This window comes from Microvirga terrestris (genome assembly GCF_015694425.1).
Lineage (GTDB): Bacteria > Pseudomonadota > Alphaproteobacteria > Rhizobiales > Beijerinckiaceae > Microvirga > Microvirga terrestris.
Map to the genome: position 1 here is coordinate 15643 of NZ_JADQDN010000002.1, position 23017 is coordinate 38659.

A 23017-nucleotide genomic window follows, 5' to 3' on the forward strand; every position below is an offset into this window, starting at 1 on the left:
CCCTATTTCACCGATCTCACGCGCCCGGAGGAGCCGTCGATCATCACTTGCACGATGCGACCGTCCTTTTGCAAGGCCATGATCACATAGACAAGGGCATCGCTGTTGCGGCAGAGGCTCGCCCGGACCACGTCGGCGCCTGGCACCTGGCGGCGCGCGGTCATCACGGCCGAGGCCGGCGTGACGACGCCCTTCGAGGCTACGGCTTCCTGCATCTCGCGAGGCGGAAGGCAGTTTCCGAGCGCCGCCGAGGCGCTTTGCGCATAGGCCGCCCCCATTGCCCCCCACAAAGCTATGATCAGACAAACCAGACGCATGAGGTGACCATGCCTTTGCCGCACTGAACGAATTCTGAATGTAACTAGGGCCGGGTTGGGAAGGATAAAATGGCCTGATGGCCTTAAAATCCTTTAGTTCAGGATCTGCTTCGTGGCGACGATCCGGAACAGGGTCGAGGCAATGAAGCTGCCGGCGGCGATGATCTGGAGCAGCGCCTCCTCGACGGCGCCGGTGGCGAGCGCCGAGCTGTCGAAGCCGAATAGCCCGAGGACGAGGGCCGCAAGCCCGATCAGGTTGGACCAGACGGTACGGCTGGCCAGAATGGTCTTGGTATCGAACATGTCAAACACTCCTGGGGTGAGGGGGTGGAGAAGAAGCGAGCCGCAGAGCCCCCTGCTCGACGGCAAGGACCCGCCGGCGCCAGCCGCGGCCGAAAACCGGCCAAGCGGCGAGGCGGCCGAGAAAATCGAGACGGGCGCGGGTGAGACGGCGGATCGTTTCCACAGGATCGGCCTGCCAGGCGACTCTCAGAGTGACCGGCCCGATGATCCCGTCCGCGGTGACCCCGAGGACGCTCTGCAGCATGCGGGCAGCCCGCACAGGACCTGAATTCACGGCAAGATCGAAGGCGGCGAGATCGACACCGGGCGGCAGTTCATCCGCGCGAAGCTCATCCCAGTAGAGCCTCCGATAGATCACCACGGCCTCCGGCCGGGTCAGCTTCTGAACGTCATCGAGGGAAGCGGGGCGTTCCCGTGCCCGGGAGAGGGTTTCGCGGGCAATGCCGAACTTGGTCGCCCCGCCGGGATCCCTGGGGTGATCCACGAAGCCGCCCTCGTGCCGCAGCACCAGTTCGACCGCCTGCTGAAAGCGCGATGCGCTCATGGGCGATCTCACAGTTCCGCCTCGAGCGCGATGAACGCGTCGGGACCGAGGTGGAGATTGCCGACTCCGCCGGCCGCCGCGCTGAACGATGTGCCGGCCCGGAAGCGCAGGACGACGCACGAGGCGCTCGCGAGCGTTGCTGTCGTCACCGTCAAGGCGCCTGAAAGAGCGGCCCAGACCGCGCTGCTGTTGCTGTAGAAGCCCGCCTGATTGCCCACGGGCGATGCATTCACCCAGGCAAACCCGCTGGTGAGGAGCATGGGATCGGCCCGCATGGGCACCGGCAGGGTGCACACTGCATCGATGATGTTCACGCCGACGCGCTGCGCCACATAACCGAGAATGCCGGGCGCTCCGCCGGTGGTGGCGAGGCGCTGATAAGTGCGTCGGCAGCGATACTCCTCGATGTCAAGGGGCGGTGCGCGCCAGGGCGTTGCCTGAGCACCGACTTCCAGCTTCACATGCTTGAAGGAGCAGGCCGCACCCGGTTGCAGGCGCAGCGTGAGGTTGCCGGTGTCTCCGCCTTCGAGGGTCACGCTCGCCCCTTGGCGGCCGGAGCCGGCCGCGATCGTGGCGGTCTTCGAGCCGATGACGAAAGGCAGCGGCGCGGACGGGTTCTCCACCGAGAGGGTCAGCGTTGCGCCCGCAAGATTGATTGCGCCGTACTCGGCCGCCGCCTGCGAGGCATCGATCACCTGCTCGATGGCACCCGAAAGCGTGATGGTGCCGCCAGGGGTGCGCGCGATTGTGCAGCCGCCCGGCCCGCCCTTCCAGCGGTCGAAGCCGAAGGCGCCCTCCCCCTGGGCTCCGCCGGCAAACCGGCGCTGGTTCACCAGGAAGGCGGCATTGATCAGCAGGTTGGTGCGCGGCGCATTGGTGAGCCCCGAGGGAAACGACACGATGCCGGTCCGGCGGTCGATCACGAGCGCATCGCGCCACAGGTTTCCATCGGCGGAGACACGGATTGAAAAGTCATCGCCTCCGATCAGGCCCGTTTCCGCGCGCCCGCTGAAGCCGCGTTGGTAGAGCTGCGAGAGAACGTTGGCTTCCGCACCCTTGTTGAGCACGAAGCGCAGGTCGCCGCTACCACCCTCCTCGGCTGTCAGGGCCGCAAACAGCGCCGCGTTGAGTCTGGCCGAGAGCCGGTTCAACCCATCGGCAGCGGTGCCGATGCCGAGCCTGTCGAGATTTTGGATCTCGTCGGGTACGGCCCCGAAGGTCTTCCATTGATCTCCGTCGAAGACGACGATCAGATCCTCGTTCTCCACGTAAGCGCGCCATCCGGGTTGCGGCGCGAAGAAGCGCCAGATGCCGAGGTCGAACAGCGCGACGTGGCCTTCATGACCGTCGAAGGCGCCCGCGGCATTTGCTCCGACAAGGTAACGGTCCCCATCCTCAGGCGAAGCCGGTGGCGCGGTGCGGTGGCGCTCCTTCACAGACAGCTGCACGAGCGCATCGAGGGCGGCGAGCGCCTCGTTATGGGTGACATGCTTTTGCGCCTGCGCGGCAGCGATGAGCGGCAGGGCGAGATGAGGAGTCGATGACATGGAATGATTGGCTCTAAAAAAGAAACGAAAAAAGGGTCACGACTTACGGGCGATGGCAGCACCCCTCTCACGTCGTTACCGGCCTTTGTCGGATCGGACTTCGATCACAGCAAAAAACCGTTCAGTGCACGGAAACAGTGACACGCCGCTCGAAGCCGCGCCCGGCCGCAGCGCTCACCTGTGCGACGCGAAGGGACAGCGTGGATTGGAAGCTGCCGAAATCCGTAAGCTCCTGGGCATTCGCATAGAGGATGGAAGGCTCCGGACTTGAAAGCGTCCGGACGACCGTACCATCCCTGACAACATCGATCTCGTAACGCTCAGCATCCTCGGAGAGCGGCACGTCCACGGCCTCCCAGCCGTCGCCGTTGCGGCGGGTGCGACGGATCCAGCTGAGGCGGATGCCACCCTGCTCTCGCCGCGCCGTCACATGCACGGGGCTCAGTGGTTTCAGCGACTCGCGCCCCACGGTCGCGGCGATCTCCGCAACGGACGCATCCGCATGGTCGCGACCTGACGGACCGATCCTGTAGCGCCAGCTCTGGCCGAGATCCTGCAGGCTCGTGGTGAGCGGAACCACCGCCTCGTCGAGCTTCACGATCAGGGCCCCCGCCGGCACGGGCCGGCTGGCTTCGGGCTCGCTGCCCGCAAGGCCGCGCAGGAAGCGCGACAGGCGGTAGGTCCGCTCCCCGATCAGCTCTGCGCGTGCGGCGGACACGATTTCCCAGCTCCCGTCCGCACCGCGCAGGGCGAACAGATTGCGCCCCGCCAATGCCGCCTCGTCGTCGATGGCGCTCAACGCGCCGGTGGAGATGTCCACGTCGAGCGTTGCACCTATATCCCAGCGCCAGAGCGGCCCTGGGGCGAACGCGGTCTTCGTACGACCGATCAAGGCGGGCAGATCGAGAATGCGATGCGGCGTGAAGCTTGCGCCGTTCCCGGAGCGCCACACCGTCATGGCGCCGGGCCAGGGATCCGCCGCTACCGCGATGACTTGCAGCGGTGTCGGATCGCCGATCGCCGCCGGCAGGTCGAGCACGATTGCTGTTGGCTTGCCCGGCACGGGCGGCGGGCGCTTCACCGGTCGTGGGATCGCGGAGCCAGGCCGCTCGAACACGGCCGGCTCCACCGCGCGCGTCGAGACCTTGCGCGTCGGGCCGTCGGCGATCCGCGTGATGCGATGGAGCTTCTCTCCCGCATCAGTGGGCAAAGCAATCACATCGCCGGGCTCCAGCTCGATGCGGCGCGGCGACAGCTCGAACTCGGCGCCTTCGCGCCCCGCCCACAGATCCTGCAGCCACGTATCGGCGAGACGCTGCGCCTCGGCGCGGCGGGTGACCACGGCGCTGTCCGCCCTCGCCTCCCGGCGGCTCGAACCGGACAGGCGCCGCGAGGCCACGGCCGCGCGGCGGTAATCCGTGTCGCTCTCAGTAAATCCCACCTCCACCTGATGTGGCAGCTCGGTCTCCTGGGCGCGGGAAAGTTTCAGCGCAGGCTCATTCTCGTTCAGCACGAGATCGTCCTTCGTCAGCTGCAGAACGGCGCGGCCGCCGCGCCCCTGCCATGCAATCGCGCCGCCCCGCGCCACCGCATCGACGCCGAAGAGCCGCAGCAGCGGCTCGAGCGCGCCCCGCAGGGACATCGGCTTGTCGATCACGTAGCCGTCCACGAAACCGTCGACGGGAATGGTACCAGGATCGGCGAGGCCGAAATCGCGCAGGATGCGTGCGATCAAACGGTCGAGCGTCGCGCCCTCGATGCGTCCGGTGATCCAGTGACCTGTGTCCCAGTTGGCACCATCCGACCACACGAGGTCGAAATCGGGAAAGGCCGGATAGGGCCTTGCATCCCAGGCCCAGACGAACACGTTGTCCGGATCGACCATGTGCCCATTGTAGGATGCTGAGACAGGGTTGTACTCAGGCGCGAAGCCCCTCTGGGCCGGATCGAAACGCGAGAGAATGGCCTCCAGCGTGCGCGCCTGCACGAGATCGTCACGCACGCCGCGGGAGAACGGCGGATAGGCCGATTCCGACGATTTCGGATCGGGAAAGACGTTCGGCCCGTTCGGCCCCTTGTCCACGGCCGGCACGCCGATCTCGGTGAGCCAGATCGGCTTCGATTGCGGTTGCCAAGCCGTCGCTCCGACCTCGACGCCGCCGACGCGCTCCACATGCCGGTTCGACCACCAGGACACAAGGTCCTTCTGGCGGAAGGTCCAAGGCTTGTTGGTGGCGCCATCGGTGATGGGGCGGCGTGTCTGGGCCGCACGCTCGGAGGCATTGGCATAGTACCAGTCGAAGGCTTCGCCGCTGCCGAGCCGGGCGCGCAGGTAGTCCACATTGTAGATGCTGCGTGCGCTCGCCAGATCGGCATGAGCCGGGCCGTCGCGCCAGTCGGAGATCGGCGGATAATAATCGATCCCGACCGCGTCGATGGCGCTGCTCGCGAACAACGGATCGAGGGGAAAGCGCACCTCGCTCCCATTGTTCAGCACATGGGCCCCGTATTCCGTCCAGTCGGCCGCATAGACGATCTTGGTCGCGGCGCTCAGGATCGCACGAACCTGCTGCGCGAGATCCCGCAGCCGCGCGACCGCCGGATAGACGCCTGATGCGGAGCGCACGCGGGTGAGGCCGACGAGTTCGCTGCCGAGGATGAAGCCGTCGACGCCGCCCGCCTGCTCCGCGAGCGCTGCATAATGCAGGACCATGCGGTTGAAGCCGGCAGTCCGCGTGAACCAGAGGTTCACCTGGGCGGCGGCGGCACCCGCGCCGTCTGGGGAGCCGCTTTCGCCTGGCGCGGGATGGCAGGTGATGCGCCCGCGCCAGGGATAGGCGGGCTGCCCGGTGCCACCATAGGGGTCGGGCAGATCGTTGTCGGCCGGCACGTCCATCATCACGAAGGGATAGAGCACCACCTGAAGTCCACGATCCTTCAGGTTGCGAATGAGCCGGATCACGGATTCATCGGAAGGCGTGCCGCCATAGGCGGGCGCGCCTTTGACAAGCGACACCGCCTTCGCGTCCTCGCGCGTCAGCCCGGCCACGGACCATGTGGCGCCGTCCGTGGTCTTAATCTTCACGTCCACGCGCGGCTCGATGAGGCAGGAGCCGGCGCGCAGGTCGTCGCCGAACCAGCTCACCACGAGAGAGACCCGCTTGAGGTTCGGGCACAGGGCTTCAAGGGCATCCAGCGATGCCGCAGCATCGCTTGAACGCTGCAGCTGATGGCGGTTCTCCGGCCGCGTCTTGCCGAGATCGAGCACCTGCATCACAGGCTCGGTGTCGTAACCGAACTCGCTTGCTCCGGGGATGAGGCAGACTGCACGGACCATGCGGTTGAGCCCATCGACGGGGCGAACGACCTCGAAGGAGAATTGCGGCACGCGGTTGCCGAAATCGGCAAGCGGCAGGCGCTCGAACACCACATAGGCCAAGCCGCGATAGGCGGGCGCATAATCCGCCCCTTCCTTGGCAACGATGAGCGGATCGGCGCTTTGCGTATCGCTGCCCTTATGCACCCGCATGGTGAGCGTACTGAGATCGAGCTCGCGCCCATCGGCCCAGACCCGGCGGATGAACGCGATGCGGCCTTCGCACAGGCCCACCGCCAGATTGGCGAAATAGGAATAGGCCGTGGTGACGGTCTTCGGCCCACTCATGCCCTTGCCGCCTTGGGCACCCCGGTCGGTGCTGGTGTTCACCACCTCCTCCAGGCGCGTCGCCCAGATGAGCTGGCCGCCGATGCGCGCGCGGCCATAGACCCGCGGGATCGGCGCGCCTTCCGTGGAGGTGAGCCCATCGATATCCTTGAGGCGCGGGCCCTCCACATATTTCGTGTCGCTACCGGAGAAGAGCGCATTGTCGATCGCTGCACCCGCGAGCGCGCCGAGGGCACGGCCCGCCATGGCGCCGATGGGTCCGCCGACCATGCCGCCTACGACGGAGCCGACGGTTTGCAGAACGATGGTGGCCATCAGGGTGCATCCGGAAAACGAAAGGCATGGGACAGGTGACGCCGCCACCAGGGGCGGAATGCGACTTCCGCGACAGCCGCACCGTCATGGGCGTGGATCATGGTGTCGGGCGAGGTCGCGATGGCGCAGTGCTTGGCCGGCATCGTCTCGCGCCAACGAAAGAGCAGCACTTCGCCAGCCACGAATTGCGTGTGCTCGATCTCGACGAGATGCTTTCGCGCAGCCGCCACCAGCGTATCCGCCCCGGCCTCTGCCCAATCCGGCGAGTACGGCGGCGGCAGCTCGGGCTCCGCCCCCATGACCTCGCGCCACACGCCGCGCAGCAGCCCGAGGCAGTCGCAGCCGATGCCTTTCAGCGAGGCCTGGTGGCGGTAAGGCGTGCCGATCCAGGCGCGGGCCTCGGCGATGATGAGGTTTGATGAGGGCATGATCACAAAACGTGCGGCAGCACCCTCCCCTTGAGGGGGAGGGTCGGCTCGAAGAGCCGGGGTGGGGTGAACGGCGCTGTTAGTTTGATTGTCTATGCGTTTTGTCCGAGGGCGACGAAGACAGGCAGTGCTGCCACCCCACCCCGCTCGCGATGCTCGCGACCCTCCCCCTCAAGGGGAGGGTAAAAAGGCCTCATCTAAAAAAACTCCCGCCATCCAACCCCGGCTCGCCCTGCTGCGGCATGCGGATAATGAAGTCGTTGCCGGGCATGTGCGGGAAGCCGCGGAAGTTTGCGACATTGTCGAACTTTCGCCTGCACGTCGCATGTGTCTTTTCGCAGCCGGCCGTCACGCGGAACGTGTCGCCGACCTTGATCCCTTGAGGGGCACGCTGCCAGAGATCGAACTCGTCCGCGCCGCTGATCGCGCGGTGCACCTTGATCTCGACGGACACACCTGCATTGTCGCCGCTGATCCAGGTGAGCTTGCCGGCATTGCACCATCCGTCCGAGAAACCTATGCCGGAAGCCGCGATGCTCAACGCGCCGTCGGTGCGGGTGACAGTGCCGGTGTCGGCATAGGCCGATGCGGAGAGGTTGACGCCGCATTGCTCATCACCCAGATCGGCCGAGCAGGTGGCGCGGAAGAGCCGCCCGCGCTCCTCGTCGAAGCGGTGCATGAGCCCCCTTACCTCCGCAACGAAACCACCGTCGGCGCGGCGGATCTCGCCGATGGAGCCGATGTCGAGCAGCACGCGCTCGTCCACGTTGCTCCAGTTCACGAGCCAGGTTTCCACGCTCGCATCGTCGTAGAGGCCGGAGGAGATGTCGTCCTCCGTCAACCCTGCGGAGACGAGCGCGCCGGCCACCTCGCCGCCCCCGACCGCGAAGCCGAGTTCGGCGGTCGCCTCCGCGGCTTCAAGCCCCGAGCGGGCCGCATAGGTGGCGCCGTTGAAGCTGATGTCGCGATCATGATCGGTGAAGCCGAAGGCGGTGCCGTCGCGCCGGATGAGCCGCCAGCAATGGCACAGCGTCGTTGCTCCCTCCGTGAGGTGGGTCGCGAGGTTTTCAGGGATGGTGCGCATAGTGGCCTCGAATGGTGTGAGACGACGCCTCGCGCTCTTCGTCATGGCTGGGCTTGTCCCGGCAATCCATGTCTATGGGCGGCTTTGAGGCGCGGGTCCCGGAACGAGTCCGGAGATGACATAGGAGAGTGTGAAGAGATGCCATTCCCAGCCGGAGCGGAGGGGAATCCACCCTTTCACTCGGCGCTATGGATCCCCTTCCCTCGCTTCGCTCGCCGGGGATGACACTGGCGCGCCTGCACCTAAGGAACGATCTCGATCAGCGGGATCTGAGGGATGCCGCCGGCGTCGAAGGTGGAGAGGTCGATGTCGAGTTCGTCCGTGTCGAAGCGCACCGGCACGTCGAAGGCGAAGCCTGCCGTGATGACGGCACTGGCCGGCGGCGCGGCAGCGAAGGTCACGATCCCTGTGGCCGGATCGCAGTTGAAGCCTGAGCCCACCGCCTGCTCGACCCCGTTCAGCGCCACCCGCACCGTGCCGCCGACCGGCTTGGCGATGCTCCGGCTGTAGGGCGCGAAGGCGGAGCCGTAGGCTTTCACGAGCTGAAAATCCCGCTCGGCGCCGGTGCCGGTGCCGATGCGCTGGTCCAGCGGCGTCGGCTCGCGGGAGGGCGGCCCTGAGCGCCAGTCGGTGCGGTCGCGGAAGCGGAAGCCGAAGAGCCTTCCGCGCCGCTCCTCGAAGAAGGCGATCACCGTGTGCAGCGCATCGACGGTCCTGACGCCTAAGCCCGCATCGTAGCGGCGGCGCGAGCCGGCCCAGCGGCTGTTGCGGTGCTCGCGGCCGGAGGCGAGCGTGACGATATCGGTCCGCCGCACGGGCCCGCCCCGGCTGCCGAGGCTGACGTCGAGCGGAAAGCGGACCTCGTGGAAGTCTGAGGCCATGGGCACATCCTGAAGGTTGAAACGAAAGAACCGGGGTGGCGTTGACGAGGCGCAAGCCATTCAACACGGAGGCGGCCCGCGATGAGCAATGCTCCCAACGACCTCGCGCAGGATTTCCCGGACAAGGTCGACCGGATCCACCAGCTGAAAACGAGCAACGGGCGCTTCGCGCGGCTCTATGACGAATACGACGAGCTGAACCGCACCATCCACCGGATCGAAACCCGGGTTGAGCCCACATCCGAGGAGGCCGAGGAGGAGCTGAAGCGCCGCCGCCTGCGGATCAAGGACAAGATCATGGCCATGCTGGACGGCACGGACGCCTGATCGCCCTCACATCCCGCGCTGACCCCGCGCGACGGCGCGGGCGAGTGCGGCGGAGACCTGCGCCTCGGAGCGGCGGAAGCTGTCAGCATCCGGGGTTGTGACGTTCACGGTCACCGACACCGGCCGCCCTCCGCCGCCGCGCACGCCGAGCCGCCCGTCGGGCCCGCGAGCCAGCGGCATCACGGCCTCCGCCCCCTGCTCACCCATCAGGCCGAGCCCGCGTCCGAGCGGAAAGTAGGTCGGCGCGCCGATAACACCGCCCTTCGCGAAGGGCATCAGCATGCCACGGGAGAGCACGCCACCCTTGGCGAGGGCCGGACCGCCAGCGCCGAACAGTGAGCCAAGGATCGAGCCCAAACCCTTGGTCAACCCGCCGAGAAACCCGTCCCCATTGAGCGGCAGCGAGCCCTGAAGAGCGCCCGTCATCATGCCCTTCACGCTCTGGCTTAAGGCGAGCTGCAGCGGCGCCAAAGCCAGGCGCAACCCCGTTTCCACAAGGGATTGGCGCACGGACTTTAGAACGTTATCAAATTTCTTGCCTTCCGAGACATTCTTGGCGAAAGCGTTAGACAGGGAGTCGCCGAACTTTTCGGAGAGGCCAATGAGAGTGTTGAGCTGGCGTTTGCGGTCGTCGTCAATGGGATCGGTCAGTGAAATGGGGCTTTTGGGGCGGTTATCGCTCAAGCAAGTCTCCTAGTCATTGTCCCGTTCTTGAGGTCAAAGCAATGAATTCTATTTCTTGGCGCTGCTTGACGTGCAGCATCCTGTTGCTGATGCTCGGCGGCTGTTTTCAAAGATATGAAACTCGGCTGCAGTTCGACACAGGCGATATGCCCCCGGAGCGCTGGGAGCGCGTTCGAAAAGAATGCCGCTATGAAGCCGCCAAAGCGTCAGCATCTGCGCATGTCAACATCGCCGGCTATATAGAAGAAGAACTCTACATTCAGTGCCTGGATCTGAAGGGGGTTAAATACAAAGGCAAGATTCAGGTAGCTGTCGAGTAAGAGATCTCTCACCGATCCGGAAACGCCTCCATCAACCGCCTGAGATCCCCGCTCAGCGCCGGCTCCATTTTTCGCCCGCCATGCATTCCCTCCCAGGCCGCGAGCAGCTCGCGCGGAGTTGCACGCCAGAAGTCCTCCGGCCTCCACCGCAAGATGCCTAAGCCCAGCGTCAGCGCGTCGTCCCAGGGGAAGGCGTATGGCTCGTGCTCGCCTCCTGGGATGACGGAGGGTTTGGCGAGGCATCGCCTCCGCCGAAGGTCATGACAAGAAGATCGGCCAGCGCCGCCGCCACGGGCTCGATGCCGTCGTGCAGCGGCAGGCTCGCCACCTCCGCGTCGCTCAACGTTTGACCGCCGCCGCGCAAGGCAACAGCGAGCAGCGTGAGGAGGTCGCGGCTCGACAGGCGCCCGGTGCCGAAGCGCTCGGTGAGCGCCATGAGATCCTGCGCCCCGAAGGCATCCTCCAGCTCCGCGAGCGCGCCGAGCGTTAGGCATAGGGTGTAGCGCGTGTCGCCGAGCTGCAGCGCCACCTCGCCCCGTCGTCTGTTGGGCATGATGTCTCCTATATCGCCACAAAAGCGAGCGCGCCGGCGGATTCGAACGCCATCTCGAACGTTACCTCGCCCGCATGGTCGCCGCGATATTCCAGGCTCGTGATCTGGAACTGACCTTCGATGCGGCCGAAATCCGGAATGACGATCTGATAAGTGAGGATGTCGCCATCGAAAAAGACCTGGCGCATGCGCGCGTCGGACGCTTCGTCCTTGAACACGCCGGAACCGGAGATGCTCGCGCGCCGCACGCCGACGCCGGCCAGGAGCTCGCGCCAGCGTCCGGCGGATTCCGCATGCGTCACGTCGACGGTCTCGGCATTGAAGGCGATCTGGCGCGTGCGCAGACCCGCCACGGTCACGAAGGCGCTGCCGCCGTCGCCGATCTTGATGAGCAGATCCTTGCCCTTCTGAGCAGGCATGGGATGTCCTTTGTTGAGGTTCGAATGTTGATTGTTGCTTCCCTCCCCCTTGCGGGGAGGGATTAAAGGGTGGGGGTCGCAAAGTCAGAGCGTTGTGCCTGATGAGTCCCGGCAATGCTTCCTACCCCGTCATCACCGGCCCCGTGCCGGTGATCCCGATTGATTAAAGCGCTGAGCCTCACAGCATCGGGATGGCCGGGACAAGCCCGGCCATGACGGAAGGTCTCACCCGGTCGAACCACCCCCACCCCTGCCCCTCCCCGCAAGGAGGAGGGAAATTCTCACCCCACCTCCGTCACCGCGCGCAGGCGCAGCGTCACGCGGGCGAGGCCGGAATCCTTGTCGCGGATGGACACGAGTTCGGTGACGCGCAGGTTGACGAGGCGGTGGCCCTCAACGGTGAGCGGCGCATCGTCGAGGATCGCGAAGAAACGGTCGGCGACCATCAGCGCCGTACGCGCGCCACCCTTCTCCGACCAGATCACGAGATCCACGCTCTGCGCGTGGCCGCGGTCGAGATCGGTGGACCAATCCTCGGCCTTCACGTCGCCGAAGAGCGCATAGACCGGCTCGGCCCCGCGCGGTGGCTCGTCGTAGAGGCGTAAAGCGCCGCCCATGAGAGTGCGCAGCTGCGCGTCGCCTGAGGCCGCGTCGATGATGGCGCGGCGTAAGGAAAGCACCGGGCTCGTCATGCCCTCACCTCCTCGACGAGGCAGACGAGGTCGCGCTTTGACCCGTCCGGATCGGAGGCTGCGCGAATGGCGAAACGGCGCAGGCCGGCGGTGAGCCGCATGGCGCCCGTCACGCCCTCGCGGTAGCGCAGGGTGATGCGGTGCGTCAGGCTCTGCTCCGGCCGGTCGGCGCGCACGCGCTCGGTGCCGGAGAGCATCTCTATGGCGCCCCAGATTTGAGGCCCCGGCGCATAGGAGCGGATGACGCCGCCGAAGCCGTCGGGCCGCTCCAGGGGCAGTTCGAGCACGAACCGGCGCGAGCGTGCGCCGATGGGAATGGATTTGGTTTTCATGGGAATGTCTCGGTGATTAAAGCCGCGCCCTCTGAAACGGCGCTACGAGAGCCAGGGCCTCCGGAGGCAGGATCTGCTCGCCCACCACGTCGCCCCGGTTCTCGAACCAGTGCGCCACGAGGATGCGGACGGCGAGCTTCAGGGTTGCGGGCACCGTCTCGGGCGTCGTGCCGAAGCCGGCCCGCAGTTCGACAGAGATGCCGTTGCGGGACTTGCCAGGCTCCGGCGCATCCCTGACGATGATGCGAGGCGGATCGCTCAGGGCATCAGCCTCGAAGGCATCGTCAGGGAGCGCGTTCACGCCGCCCGAAGCGTCCGTGATCCTGATCGCATCGACAGCAATCAACGGGGCGAGCGGAAGCAGGACCACGCCGTCGCGGGGCCAGCGGTCGAGCACCACGCGCCAGTGCTGCTCGATGAGGATCCGCCGGGAGGCCGCCTCGATCATGAGCCTGGCCGCCTTGATGAGGCCTGAAGTCAGGTCATCCTGCTCAGGCTGGTCCTCGTCGACGCGCAGGTAGGCCTTCATCTCGGCGAGCGTGATGGGCTCGACGGCGGGGCCGCTGACGAATATGGGAATCATCGGAAACAAGGATCCTTGTGCTGTCATGAAACGTCTGATCACGCTCTGTCTTGCGCTGGCGCTGCCTGCTGCAGGCGCCCATGCCATCGTCGGCGGCCAGCCCGATGAGGGACCGCTGTCGCGCCAGAGCGTGATGGTGCTGAGCTCGAACGGGGGCGTGTGCAGCGCCGTGGTGCTGGCCCCCGACGTGGTGCTCACCGCCGCCCATTGTGTCACCGGGGCGGCCGAGCACCGGGTGCATTTCCGCGACGAGGCCGGCGAGCCCGTGCTGATCGTGCCTGCCGCGAAGACGGTGCATCCCGGCTACAATGCGAAGGCCATCGAGAACCGACAGCGCTCCATTGACCTTGCGCTCGTGCGAGTCCCAGAGGCCCTGCCCGGGCGCTTCGAGCGGGCGACGCTCAGCGCCGCAAAGGTGCCCGAGAACACATTCGTCACCGTTGGCGGCTATGGCCTTGCCCGCGAGGGCGATGCCAAGAGCACCGGCACCTTCCGCACCGCGTCGCTGACCGCTGTCGAACCCTATGGACCGAGTCGGATTCTGCTCTGGGCCGAGGGGTCAGGATCTGCCAGCGCCTGCCAGGGCGATTCCGGCGGTCCGATGGGGTCTGGCGCAACAGTCGCTGCCATCACGAGTTGGGCGGCGCCGGCCAAGGGCCGAAGCTGCGGAGGCATGACTCAGGGCATCCTCGTTGGCCCGCAACGCGAATGGATAGACAGGACTCTTAAAGGCTGGAACCGTGCGGCGTTGTGGAGTGGCAACGGGTTTTAGAAATTCATAATGTAACGGAACTATCCTCCTGGCCGAGATCTTGCCTTACAAAATCCCTCCTTCACGGCATCATCATTCCATGCGCGCATTGCCGATTCTCGCCCTTGCTGCTTTCACCCTCATCGCGAGCCCGGCCTGGGCCATCCTGCAGGGTGCGGCCTCGCGCGATCCGAACGGCCTAAGGCGCTCGGTGGTATCCATCGAAAACTCCCTCGGCGAGCTCTGCTCGGGCGTGATCGTCGGGCCCGATCTCGTGCTGACGGCGGCCCATTGCGTGATCGACCGCGCCGCCTACCGCGTCACCGCTCTGAACCGTACATTCAAGTCACTGCGCTTCAACGTCGCCGCGCTCGCGATCCACCCGACCTTCGTGCGCGGCACCACGCCGCGCACGCAGCCCGGCATCGATCTCGCGGTCGTCAAGCTCGACCGCCCCCTCGGCCCCGACTTCCTGGCCCTCGACCCAACCCAGGCAAGCCGCATCGCTGTGGGCGACGGCGTGACCATCGCAGGCTACGGCGTGCTGGCGGAGCGTGCCCGCGGCACCGCCCGGACGCTGCGCCAGACCAATCTGGTCTCGCTCGGCCCCATCGAGGTCGCAAACCGAGTTCTCATCGTCGCCGACCGCAATCGCCTCGCCGAAACCACGGGTGCAGGCGCCTGCCGCGGCGATTCCGGAGGCCCGATCCTCGCTGCCACCCAGAGCGGCTACCAGCTCCACGGCATCACAAGCTGGTCGAGCGGCGCCATGCGCTCGCCCAAGCCCACCGCCTGCGGCGGCCTCACGGCGGTGACGCCGGTGGCGGAGCACCTGCGCTGGATCGTGGGCAGCATGCAGAGCCTCAATGCCGCATGGGCCGGGAATTGATGCCACGGGTGTTTCCCTCCCCGCAAAGGGGAGGGAATGGCGCGTTTAAGCCGCAAACTTCAACAGCTTGATCGCCGCATAATCCTGCACGCCGCCGCCGACACGCTTGGTGGTGTAGAACAGCACGTAAGGCTTGGCGGAATACGGGTCGCGCAGCACGCGCATGCCGGCGCGGTCGACGATGAGGTAACCGCGCTTAAAGTCGCCGAACGCGATGGCGCATTTGTTCAGCCCAATGTCCGGCATGTCCTCCGCCTCGACCACGGGGAAGCCCATGAGTTTTGCGGCCTGGCCGATGCTCGCGGGCGGCGCCCAGAGATACTGGCCGCTATCGTCCTTGAAGCGGCGGATCGCGCTCTGCGTCTTGCGGTTCATCACGAAAGAGGCGTTCTGGCGGTAGCCTGATTTCAGCGTGTAGATCAGGTCCACCAGCACGTCGGACGGGCTCGAAGCCGGGAAGCTCGCGCCGCCTGTGTTCACCGTACCGAGACGGCCCCATTCCCAGATCTCCTCCTCGACATTGTCGGTGGCGAGAAAGCCCTTCGGCTTGTTCAACCCGTCACCGTTGACGAAGGCAGCGCTCTCCTGTTCGGCGAACGCAGACTCGACCTCTTCGGCGATCCAGCTTTCGATATCGACCACTGCGTCGTCGAGGAGGGTCTGGGTCGCGGCCGGCATGGCATAGAGCTCCATGGCTGGAAAGCTCATCTCCGAGAGCGTAGGGCTTGCGGTCTGAGGCCGCGCTGCCGTCTCGCCCACCCAGCCGGTGGCCGGACCCGTGGTCGAGAAGGCGCGCTTGTAGTGCCCGCCGGAGATCACACGCACCGACGCGATGGCGCGGATCGGCGACACATTGGCAAGACGGCGCAGCACCTCGCGCTCGACGTTGTCGGGCACGAGATAGCCGCCATCGGGGCCGGAGCCTGCGGAGAGCGCCTTCTCTTCCAGCCGCTTGAGCCCTGCGGCCTCGCCGGTACGGACATAGCCATGAAACGCCGCCTTGTGCTCGGCTTGAGCCGGATCGCGCGGGGTGTCCGTGCCGCCTCCAAGAGGCGGGCGGGAACGGTCAAGGGCGAGGCGGTCGAGGCGGCGCTTGGCGTCGTCGAGGGCGGTATCGATGCGGGCAAGCTTCTCGTCCGTCACCACGTCGCTCCCGAGCCTGGTCTCGATCTCGGACAGGCGCGTGTCGTTGGCGTCCTTGAACGCCTCGAAGGCGCGAGCGAAATCATCGAAGGCCGAAGCGACATCGCCGGACACGGCTTTGGTGTCTACAACTGGGTTCATATCAATCCATCAATTTGAAAAGAAAAAGGCCCGCCGAGAGGCGGGCCCGTTATTTCCCTGTGAGGGAAATGCTTACATACGGCGAGCTGCGCGCCGGGTTGTTCTTGCGACGGTCGGTCCGGTCACAGCACCAACGGCGCCGCCGACGATCGCACCGGGCGGTCCCGCCACCGCACCGACGCCGGCGCCGACGGCCGCGCCGCCGACCCGCTCCTCCGTGGTCGTGCAGGCAGCCGCCGCAAGGCCGAGGAGCGCAACGAAAGCAAGCTTCTTCATAAGAACCTCCCGAGACAAGCGAAGAACAGACACCTCTCACGTGAGGAAAGGGCCCGCAGCCTCCGCGCTCGTGCGGGCTCTCAGGTAACGCGCTCCCATGGACAAGGTTCAGGAAAACAGTCTGACGGAGGTGCTGCGAATATGGGTAGCGAGCCTATATGCCCCGTGCTTCACGGTCTCGACCCGAGCGCCGGGCAGCATCGGAAAGGTCACCACCGAGATCTCCCACAGGTCGAGCCGCTCCAGGCGCCGCAGCCCGGTGGGCCTCTCAGCCCTGGCCCGCTCGACGCGAAAGCCGATGGAGAGCCCGTCTACGGCCCCGTCGCGCATGAGCGCATGAATGTCGCGCGCCCGTTCGACCGCAAGGTTGAGCCTGCCGAGCACGCGCAATCCGCGCAGGTCCTCCGCGATGGAGAGCCAGCGCCCGATGGGCTGCGCCGGATCGTGCTGCCACAGCAGGCGCACCTGAGCGGCGCCGCGTTTTTTCAGGCTGTCGCGGAAGGCGCCAGGCATGACCACGTCCTTGCCGAGATCGGCCTCGCCGAACAGGCTGGCATAGCCTTCGAACACGCCATCCGTATCGACGCCGCTCACGGGCTCGGGCAGGAATTTGCGCTCCCGGACGGTGGGTGCGGCAACCATCATCGCGCCGCCCCGCGTGCCGATTGAGGTGGTTTCGCATCGAGCTTTTCGAGCTGACGCACGAAGTCGCGGAACACGAGCGTGGCGCGGGTGTGGCTCTCCCGTGCGGCCTTCGGCTTGCGCGGCGCGCGGGATGAGAGGCGGGTCATGTGGGATCTCCCGAATGACGGCGGTTGAACAGGGACAGCTCGCGCACGAACGCATCGAACCGGCGGTTGGCCGCGAACAGGTCGCGCAGGGTCATGGCAAGCAAAGCGGATGCCCCGCTGGCCCAGACGAACAGGGCCAGATGGGCAAGATCCCCGCGCCGGATGACGGCCTCGGTGATCTGATCAAATGAGTTCATGATTTGTTCTCGTGAAAAAACTCCGTTGAACGATGAGTGCGAAGGCGAAAAAGTGTGGGCCGTCGTGAAGTCTTCTGTGAGCGCTATGAATGAGCCTGTGGAATTCGTCATCCCGGACGGCGCAAGCCGATCCGGGATCGTATGCGGGACTTGGCGCGGGTCTCCCTCTCCCGGATCTCGGGTGTTCCCGAGATCCGTTGCTATTGGCCTAAGTCGGGACACCCGACTTGGGTCGGGAGAGAGTTGGAGCGATGGGTTACAGGCTTCTCCGGAGAGGACGTCAACCCTTCATCCTGACCTCTCACACCGGGAGAGGTGAAGGGGAGCCACACTCGTCATGCGATCCCGGATCTCCGCTGCGCTACGTCCGGGATGACACCCACTACGTCATGGCCGGGCTTGTCCCGGCCATCCCGCTTAGGAAGAGCGCCGCGCCTCATCGAGGCGAGATCACCGGCACAGGGCCGGTGATGACATCTTGAGAAGCTCATTACTGCGCACTCATCCCTACCTCCCCTTCCCCTTCTCCTCCACACGCCCATACCCCACCGCCTCGCGCTTCTCGTCATCGCTCAGAAACGCTGCCGCCGACACGCGCCGCCAGAGGCTTTCGCGCTCGTCGGCCAATGCCTCGATGGCATCGAGGTCGGGCTCCAGCACAAGCGTCTCGCGATAGGCCGGCGCGAGCCAGTGGGCGAGCGCCTCGGCCGTGCGCTTCACCAGCGGGATTACGGTCTGGCGATAGAAGGCGCGGTTGGCCTCGGCGTAGTTGGCGTGTGTGCTGTCACCGGGCAGGCCCAGCAGCAGCGGCGGCACGCCGAAGGCAAGCGCGATCTCCCGCGCGGCGGCGGCTTTCGCTTCCACGAAGTCCATGTCCTTGGGCGACAACGAGAGCGGCTTCCAGTCGAGGCCGCCCTCCAAAAGCAGCGGACGGCCCGCATTGCCGGCGCCCTGGTAATTGGTTTCCAGTTCATCCTTCAGCCGGTCGAACTGCGCATCGGTCAGCGTCGCGCCACCGACCACGAGCGCGCCGGAGGGACGCGCCGCGTTGTCGAGAAGCGCCTTGTTCCAGGCGCCCGCTGCGTTGTGGATGTCGAGCGCGGTGGCGGCCGCCTCCATCGGTGACAATCCGTAATGATCGTCCGCCGGATGGAACAGCGTCAGATGCAGGATCGGCGCCAAGACTTCATCCCGGATCGGGAAGCGCACGGCCTGCGTGCCGACCGCATATTCGTAAGCCGCCGGCCAGCCATCGGCATCGGGCACCACACGCATGCGGTCGGGACGCAGCGCGTGCAGTTCGTGCGGCGCGCCGTCGAGGCTCACTGCCTCCACATAGGCGTTGCCGGACACCATCAGGTGCCCGTAGAGGCTCTCGAGAAAGCGCTGGCCACCATCCCGCGCATTGGGCCGCGACAGCAGCGACAGCAGTGGATGCGACGGAAGCTCCCTGCCCTCGCTCATGAGCACCAGCGGCAGCGACGCCGCCGCCTCGCTCACCAGCCGCACGGCGCGATGCACGATGGCGTTCTTCTGGAATCCCTCGCGGGCGAGCGCCCCATAATCGCGCGGCGTCCACACGGGACGCCCGGCGACATAGAGCGCAATGGCGCCCTGCGCCCGCGAGGCCTTAGCCTCCGGCGATCCTTGCAGCCAGCGGGTCAATCGGTTCAGCATGTAGAGGTCCTGCCTTGATGAGGCGTGAAAAGTGAGGCGCCCAGCATTCCTCCCCGTCATGGCCGTCCCCGGATTTGATCAGGAGATCAGTCCCGGCCATCCCGACGCAAAGAGACGCGGCGCTCCATACGATCGAGATCACCGGCACAAGGCCGGTGATGACGCGAGAGGGTGTCATTCCCGGCCGGAGATGGCGCAGCCATCGCAGGGGAAGGGAATCCACAGGGCCGAGCGCATGAATGAATCCCCTTCCCGGCCTTACGGCCGCCGGGGATGACAGCGGTGCTTCACGTCGATCCAGACTGCCGCAAACTTCCGCAGCCGGTGACCGCAAAGGATGCAGGTTCGCTGCGTTCGTCATTGGCGCGTCACATACCCCAAGGTAATCTCAAGATGTTGCGGGGCATCCGGCGACATTCACGCGCCAGCCGGGCCGTTTCCCTCGGATCGGCTGGCGCGACCATGATTTTCTTGAGCTCTGCCGCCTTTAAAAGGGCGGTACGAGGCAGATGGCGGGGCGGATCGGCACGGACGGACTGCCGTCCGCCCCGGCCCTGCAGCCCGAATATCTCTTCCGAGCCAGGCCGGCGCAAAAGACTCACCCCGTCAGGAGCCTTGAGGATTTTTTTCAACGGCTTAGCTTATGCCGAGTGGCTTTACTTGTTGCCCCTACGGTAGCCACGGCGCCCCGGCTGGAGATGTGCGTGAACACCACCCTTCGGCTGGGGCGTTCTTTTTCACAACACCCTCACCCGCGGCGCGCGGCGTTCGCGCAGCATCAGCTCGGTGAGCGCCCAGACGAGCGCGTCCATGCGGTCGGGCGAGCGGCCCGAGGTGAGGCCGCCGGGGCCGAAATCGCAGAGTTCGTCCTCCAGCTCCGGCAGCGCGCCCACATGGCGCACGCGGTTCTGGGCATAGAGCACGGAGACCGGCTCGGCGCGAAGATACTTGCCCCGCGTCGCATGCACGCTCACCACCGGCACGGACGGGTCGACCTCGCGGATCACATTGCCCACCATCTCGCCGCCCTGGTTCGTTTCGACCACGAGCGCGTCGGCCTGCAATCGTCGGTACAACGCCACCGCCTTTGCGGCCCATTCGGGCGGCTTCAATCCTGAGGCGCTCGCATCCTCCAGCACATAGGCCGTGCCGCCCTCGTCCACGCCGGCCGCGACGATCCCGCAGGCATCGGCGCGTTTCGACGACGAGGCCGGCGGATCGACCGCCACGACGATGCGCCTGAGGGATGGCGCCGCGTCGATGCGATTGCTCTCGATCACGTCGCGGGTCCAGAGCGCATCGGGACGATCCTCGATGATGTCGCCATCCAATTCCTGCCGCCCGAGCCGCGTGCCCGCATAGCGGCGCACCACCGTGTCGAGAAAGGCTGGCGCCAGGTTCTCCGCATTCTCGGCGGTCCGCACCCGCGACACCGCCACGTGCGGATCGCCGAGCAGGCGTTTCAGGATCGGAATCGGCCGCGGCGTGGTCGTCACCATCTGGCGCGGATGGGCGCCGAGACGCAGGCCGAACTGCAGCATGTCCCAGGTCTCTTCCACGTGCCGCCACTTGGCGAGTTCGTCCGCCCAGGCGGCCTCGAATTGCGGGCCGCGCAAGCTGTCCGGATCCTCCGCCGAGAACACCTGCGCCACCGCGCCGTTCGGCCATTCGAGCTTGCGCAGCGAGGGCGACCAGGTGGGCCGCTCATGGCGCGCATGAGCAGCGAGGATGCCGGCCGGCCCCTCCACCATCACGTTGCGCGCATCCGCAAAGGTCTCGCCTACGAGCGCGATGCGCCGCGAGGCGCTTGTCCCGAAATCGGGATCGCCCAGCGCGATGCCGCGCACCCATTCGGCACCGGTGCGGGTCTTGCCCGCGCCGCGTCCGCCGAGGATGAGCCAGATCGTCCAGGGGCCGTGGTGCCGGGCCAGGCCCGGCAGGCGCTGCTCGGGCCGGCAGCGGATCGGCCAGAAGCGGAGAATGCTGCTGAGTTCGGCCTCAGATAAGGAGGCCGTCGCGTCCGCGAGACTCTTCCTCCGCGATAACCCGGTCAAGGTGGCGAGCAAGCTCCTCGCGGAGTTCGTGCAGGCTGCGCCGGGGTTTGTTGTCATGGGGCTCGGTATCATCGAGCGATGAACTTTCCTGTTCCAGAAGCGCCCGCGCGGCTGCCAGCGTCTTGGCGTAAGACGCGAGCCTGCGGGCGGTCTTGTCGTGATCCTTGGCCTGGCCCCTGCGCTGCTCGTCCATGAGCGCATCGATCTGCACCCGCGTCGCCTGCGCCAAGGCGCGGGCGGCGTCGTTCACCGAAGCGGCCGCGATCGTGGCGATGTGAGCGGGAGCACCGTCATCTTTCACGGCCGTGCCTGAGGCTTTCTCTATGCTGGCGCCCTGACGCGACGGCCAGCCCCAGCGTCTGCGCATCCGCAGGAAGGTATTGCTGCCGACACCGAGGTAGCGCTCGATCTCGGGCAAGCTCATCTTCGGCTCGCGGGTATAGAACTCCCAGGCTTGCTGCCTCTGCTCGTCGGTGATCTCAATTCTCTGGACCATGAAGAAGCCAACAAAAAACCGCCCGAGCGGGGTCGCTGGGCGGTGGAGGTTTGCTGACGCAGCGGATGCGGGCGGGGGCTCTTCATTCACACTTCGTCAGTGTTCACGTTTTGTACTCTAAGAGCGTCACGCTGTCAAGATGAATTCTGCGACGGCTGATGGTTCGCTCCGGTGGGGGGATCGCGCAAGCTCGTCCACAGATGTTCCGGAAAGCCCAGGAAAGAATGGACAATGTCTCACTTTCAGGGGCCAGACATAGAACAAGAGGGCGATAAACAGGAAACTTTTCTTCGGTTCCATACTTCTCACCGGACGTCGGCATCCCGCCGGAGCATGTCGGTGCAGCATGCAAAATCGTCGAAATGCTCTCTACCGCTTCCGCCTCCTGCACTCGCCGACGAACGCTTTTGGGGACCGGAAGGCTTCCGGTCAGGACTTGAGCGGAGAGGCTAGGCTCATGATCCGGGAGACCAGCTCGGCCTGCCGGTTGGTCTGGGTCTTGCGGTAGATCGCGTCGAGATGCGTCTTTACCGTCGAGCGGGCGAGGCCGAGGAGGTCCGCAACATCCGCAAGGGCGTGCCCTTGCAGAACCTGCCCGAGCACCTGGATCTCGGCCGTCGTGAGGTGATATAGGGAGGCGGCGCTCGCCAAGGGCGTCATGAGCGCGGTTTCAGGCTCGCGCAGCAGCAGCATGATGGGGCTGCCGATCTCCTCTCCTGCCTGTTCCAACCGAGCCCAGGTGGCGTGCAGGGTTCGCCCTGCCGTGTCGGTCAGGAAGGCATCGAATCCTCTCCGCATCCGGTGATCGCTTGAGAGCGACAGTCCGGCCAGCAGCTTCGCCGCATCGGGCGTCATTGCCCTGAGAGCGCCATTGTGCTCGCGCAGCGCCCGCTGGGAGGCGAGTTCCTCGTCGGCGGCCCGGTTGCGGAACCGGATGGTGCCGTCGGGTTCGATGATCATGGCGGGCGTTGCCAGGGCTTCGAGAGCGGCGCGCAGGGTGCCGGCCTCCACCCTCTGATGCCCGATGACACCGGAGATCGCGACCGCACGCTTGATGTGCGGCGAGAGCAGTCGAGCGAGTTCAAGGTCCTGATCCGTGAAGGGCCCCTTGGCCTCGCTGCCCACGACTCCCCAGGAGGAGAAGCTGGTGACGGTTCGCGTCAACGGTGCGAGGACATAGTCGTACAGCCCGCGCTCGGCAAAGCAGTTTCGCCAGTAGCGGCTCTGGTGGAGTTCGGGATAATCCCGGGTGGTGCAGAGCGGCTCACACAGAGGAGACGTCAATCCGATGGAAAGGGTCGGGTTGATCGGGGCGCTGGCTGCAACACGTTCAACAAGGTCGTCCGGCCAGTTGTATATGGCCGCCACGATCAATCTCGGCTCGAGCGGATGGACCACCGACAGGTCCCCCATGATGCCGCCGAGAGCGTCCGCGATTTCCCCCAGGACTGTTGGCCACAAACGCGTATCGAGCGCGCAGTCGTAGATGCGGCCGATTAGATCGGAGAAGGCTTCGTACGGCTTCATGGATTCCCCCGAAGCAGGCCACGCCGACAGGGGCGCAAGCACCTGGCTTGAAGCCTACTCCGAGACCGAATCCACGTCCCTC

28 protein-coding genes are annotated in these 23017 nt (G+C 65.9%); 4 read left to right on the forward strand and 24 right to left on the reverse strand.

Annotated features, from left to right (window positions below; all coding sequences use genetic code 11):
* Positions 1-2 precede the first annotated feature (2 nt).
* The 8 genes from I2H36_RS04140 to I2H36_RS04175 form a co-directional block, all read right to left on the reverse strand.
* Positions 3-317, reverse strand: a complete 315-nt coding sequence (locus I2H36_RS04140; RefSeq protein ID WP_196262624.1) for a PepSY domain-containing protein — start codon at positions 315-317, stop codon at positions 3-5.
* Between the two features lie 93 nt (positions 318-410).
* Positions 411-620, reverse strand: coding sequence for a hypothetical protein (locus tag I2H36_RS04145; RefSeq protein WP_196262625.1), 210 nt, complete (start codon positions 618-620; stop codon positions 411-413).
* Position 621: 1 nt separating this feature from the next.
* Positions 622-1164, reverse strand: coding sequence for a glycoside hydrolase family 108 protein (locus tag I2H36_RS04150; RefSeq protein ID WP_196262626.1), 543 nt, complete (start codon positions 1162-1164; stop codon positions 622-624).
* Positions 1165-1172: 8 nt separating this feature from the next.
* A complete protein-coding gene (locus I2H36_RS04155; protein ID WP_196262627.1) occupies positions 1173-2711 on the reverse strand; it encodes a DUF2793 domain-containing protein in 1539 nt (512 codons plus the stop codon).
* A gap of 121 nt (positions 2712-2832) precedes the next feature.
* Positions 2833-6690, reverse strand: coding sequence for a baseplate multidomain protein megatron (locus tag I2H36_RS04160; RefSeq protein WP_196262628.1), 3858 nt, complete (start codon positions 6688-6690; stop codon positions 2833-2835).
* On the reverse strand, positions 6690-7118 hold the full coding sequence (locus tag I2H36_RS04165; RefSeq protein WP_196262629.1) for an NlpC/P60 family protein: 429 nt from the start codon (positions 7116-7118) through the stop codon (positions 6690-6692). The genes I2H36_RS04160 and I2H36_RS04165 overlap by 1 nt, the downstream gene beginning before the upstream one ends.
* Before the next feature lie 193 nt (positions 7119-7311).
* Positions 7312-8202 carry a DUF2163 domain-containing protein gene (locus I2H36_RS04170; RefSeq protein WP_196262630.1) on the reverse strand — a complete coding sequence of 297 codons (891 nt, stop codon included), beginning with the start codon at positions 8200-8202 and terminating at the stop codon, positions 7312-7314.
* 242 nt (positions 8203-8444) lie between these two features.
* A complete protein-coding gene (locus I2H36_RS04175; RefSeq protein WP_196262631.1) occupies positions 8445-9083 on the reverse strand; it encodes a DUF2460 domain-containing protein in 639 nt (212 codons plus the stop codon).
* Positions 9084-9164: 81 nt separating this feature from the next.
* Between I2H36_RS04175 and I2H36_RS04180 the strand changes: the two genes are divergently transcribed.
* A complete protein-coding gene (locus I2H36_RS04180; protein WP_196262632.1) occupies positions 9165-9410 on the forward strand; it encodes an HP1242/YdcH family protein in 246 nt (81 codons plus the stop codon).
* Between the two features lie 6 nt (positions 9411-9416).
* Here the strand turns inward: I2H36_RS04180 and I2H36_RS04185 are convergent, their stop codons facing one another.
* Entirely contained in the window at positions 9417-10094 is a 678-nt protein-coding gene (locus tag I2H36_RS04185) for a phage tail tape measure protein (RefSeq protein WP_246718650.1), read from the reverse strand.
* A 41-nt stretch (positions 10095-10135) separates the two neighbouring features.
* Between I2H36_RS04185 and I2H36_RS04190 the strand changes: the two genes are divergently transcribed.
* Positions 10136-10414, forward strand: coding sequence for a hypothetical protein (locus tag I2H36_RS04190; RefSeq protein ID WP_210330948.1), 279 nt, complete (start codon positions 10136-10138; stop codon positions 10412-10414).
* An 8-nt stretch (positions 10415-10422) separates the two neighbouring features.
* Here the strand turns inward: I2H36_RS04190 and I2H36_RS04195 are convergent, their stop codons facing one another.
* The 6 genes from I2H36_RS04195 to I2H36_RS04220 all read right to left on the reverse strand — a co-directional run bounded on the left by I2H36_RS04195 (position 10423) and on the right by I2H36_RS04220 (position 12993).
* Complete coding sequence (locus I2H36_RS04195; protein WP_425523271.1) at positions 10423-10566, reverse strand: phage tail assembly chaperone; 144 nt, start codon at positions 10564-10566, stop codon at positions 10423-10425.
* Between the two features lie 17 nt (positions 10567-10583).
* Complete coding sequence (locus I2H36_RS04200) at positions 10584-10967, reverse strand: gene transfer agent family protein (protein WP_196262634.1); 384 nt, start codon at positions 10965-10967, stop codon at positions 10584-10586.
* Between the two features lie 8 nt (positions 10968-10975).
* Entirely contained in the window at positions 10976-11386 is a 411-nt protein-coding gene (locus tag I2H36_RS04205; protein ID WP_196262635.1) for a phage major tail protein, TP901-1 family, read from the reverse strand.
* 281 nt (positions 11387-11667) lie between these two features.
* Positions 11668-12078 (reverse strand): DUF3168 domain-containing protein, encoded by a 411-nt coding sequence (locus I2H36_RS04210; RefSeq protein ID WP_196262636.1) that lies wholly within the window; start codon positions 12076-12078, stop codon positions 11668-11670.
* Entirely contained in the window at positions 12075-12410 is a 336-nt protein-coding gene (locus tag I2H36_RS04215; protein ID WP_196262637.1) for a phage head closure protein, read from the reverse strand. The genes I2H36_RS04210 and I2H36_RS04215 overlap by 4 nt, the downstream gene beginning before the upstream one ends.
* A gap of 16 nt (positions 12411-12426) precedes the next feature.
* Positions 12427-12993, reverse strand: coding sequence for a head-tail connector protein (locus I2H36_RS04220; protein ID WP_196262638.1), 567 nt, complete (start codon positions 12991-12993; stop codon positions 12427-12429).
* 25 nt (positions 12994-13018) lie between these two features.
* Between I2H36_RS04220 and I2H36_RS04225 the strand changes: the two genes are divergently transcribed.
* Positions 13019-13765, forward strand: coding sequence for a S1 family peptidase (locus I2H36_RS04225; protein WP_196262639.1), 747 nt, complete (start codon positions 13019-13021; stop codon positions 13763-13765).
* A gap of 79 nt (positions 13766-13844) precedes the next feature.
* A complete protein-coding gene (locus I2H36_RS04230; protein WP_196262640.1) occupies positions 13845-14633 on the forward strand; it encodes a S1 family peptidase in 789 nt (262 codons plus the stop codon).
* Between the two features lie 45 nt (positions 14634-14678).
* Here the strand turns inward: I2H36_RS04230 and I2H36_RS04235 are convergent, their stop codons facing one another.
* The 9 genes from I2H36_RS04235 to I2H36_RS04275 form a co-directional block, all read right to left on the reverse strand.
* Complete coding sequence (locus I2H36_RS04235; RefSeq protein WP_196262641.1) at positions 14679-15917, reverse strand: phage major capsid protein; 1239 nt, start codon at positions 15915-15917, stop codon at positions 14679-14681.
* A 72-nt stretch (positions 15918-15989) separates the two neighbouring features.
* Positions 15990-16193, reverse strand: coding sequence for a hypothetical protein (locus I2H36_RS04240; RefSeq protein ID WP_196262642.1), 204 nt, complete (start codon positions 16191-16193; stop codon positions 15990-15992).
* Positions 16194-16301: 108 nt separating this feature from the next.
* Complete coding sequence (locus I2H36_RS04245) at positions 16302-16838, reverse strand: HK97 family phage prohead protease (protein WP_196262643.1); 537 nt, start codon at positions 16836-16838, stop codon at positions 16302-16304.
* Positions 16835-16984: a hypothetical protein gene (locus I2H36_RS04250; protein ID WP_196262644.1), complete on the reverse strand. Its 150-nt coding sequence runs from the start codon at positions 16982-16984 to the stop codon at positions 16835-16837. Before I2H36_RS04250 ends, I2H36_RS04245 begins: the two co-directional genes overlap by 4 nt.
* Positions 16981-17181: a hypothetical protein gene (locus tag I2H36_RS04255; protein WP_052003580.1), complete on the reverse strand. Its 201-nt coding sequence runs from the start codon at positions 17179-17181 to the stop codon at positions 16981-16983. Before I2H36_RS04255 ends, I2H36_RS04250 begins: the two co-directional genes overlap by 4 nt.
* Before the next feature lie 507 nt (positions 17182-17688).
* The gene (locus I2H36_RS04260) at positions 17689-18858 is read right to left on the reverse strand and encodes a phage portal protein (protein ID WP_196262645.1); all 1170 of its coding nucleotides are present in this window, start codon (positions 18856-18858) and stop codon (positions 17689-17691) included.
* Between the two features lie 737 nt (positions 18859-19595).
* Positions 19596-20912 (reverse strand): DNA-packaging protein, encoded by a 1317-nt coding sequence (locus I2H36_RS04265; protein ID WP_425523272.1) that lies wholly within the window; start codon positions 20910-20912, stop codon positions 19596-19598.
* On the reverse strand, positions 20857-21408 hold the full coding sequence (locus I2H36_RS04270) for a hypothetical protein (RefSeq protein WP_196262646.1): 552 nt from the start codon (positions 21406-21408) through the stop codon (positions 20857-20859). The genes I2H36_RS04265 and I2H36_RS04270 overlap by 56 nt, the downstream gene beginning before the upstream one ends.
* A gap of 429 nt (positions 21409-21837) precedes the next feature.
* The gene (locus I2H36_RS04275; protein WP_196262647.1) at positions 21838-22935 is read right to left on the reverse strand and encodes a helix-turn-helix transcriptional regulator; all 1098 of its coding nucleotides are present in this window, start codon (positions 22933-22935) and stop codon (positions 21838-21840) included.
* Positions 22936-23017: the final 82 nt, after the last annotated feature.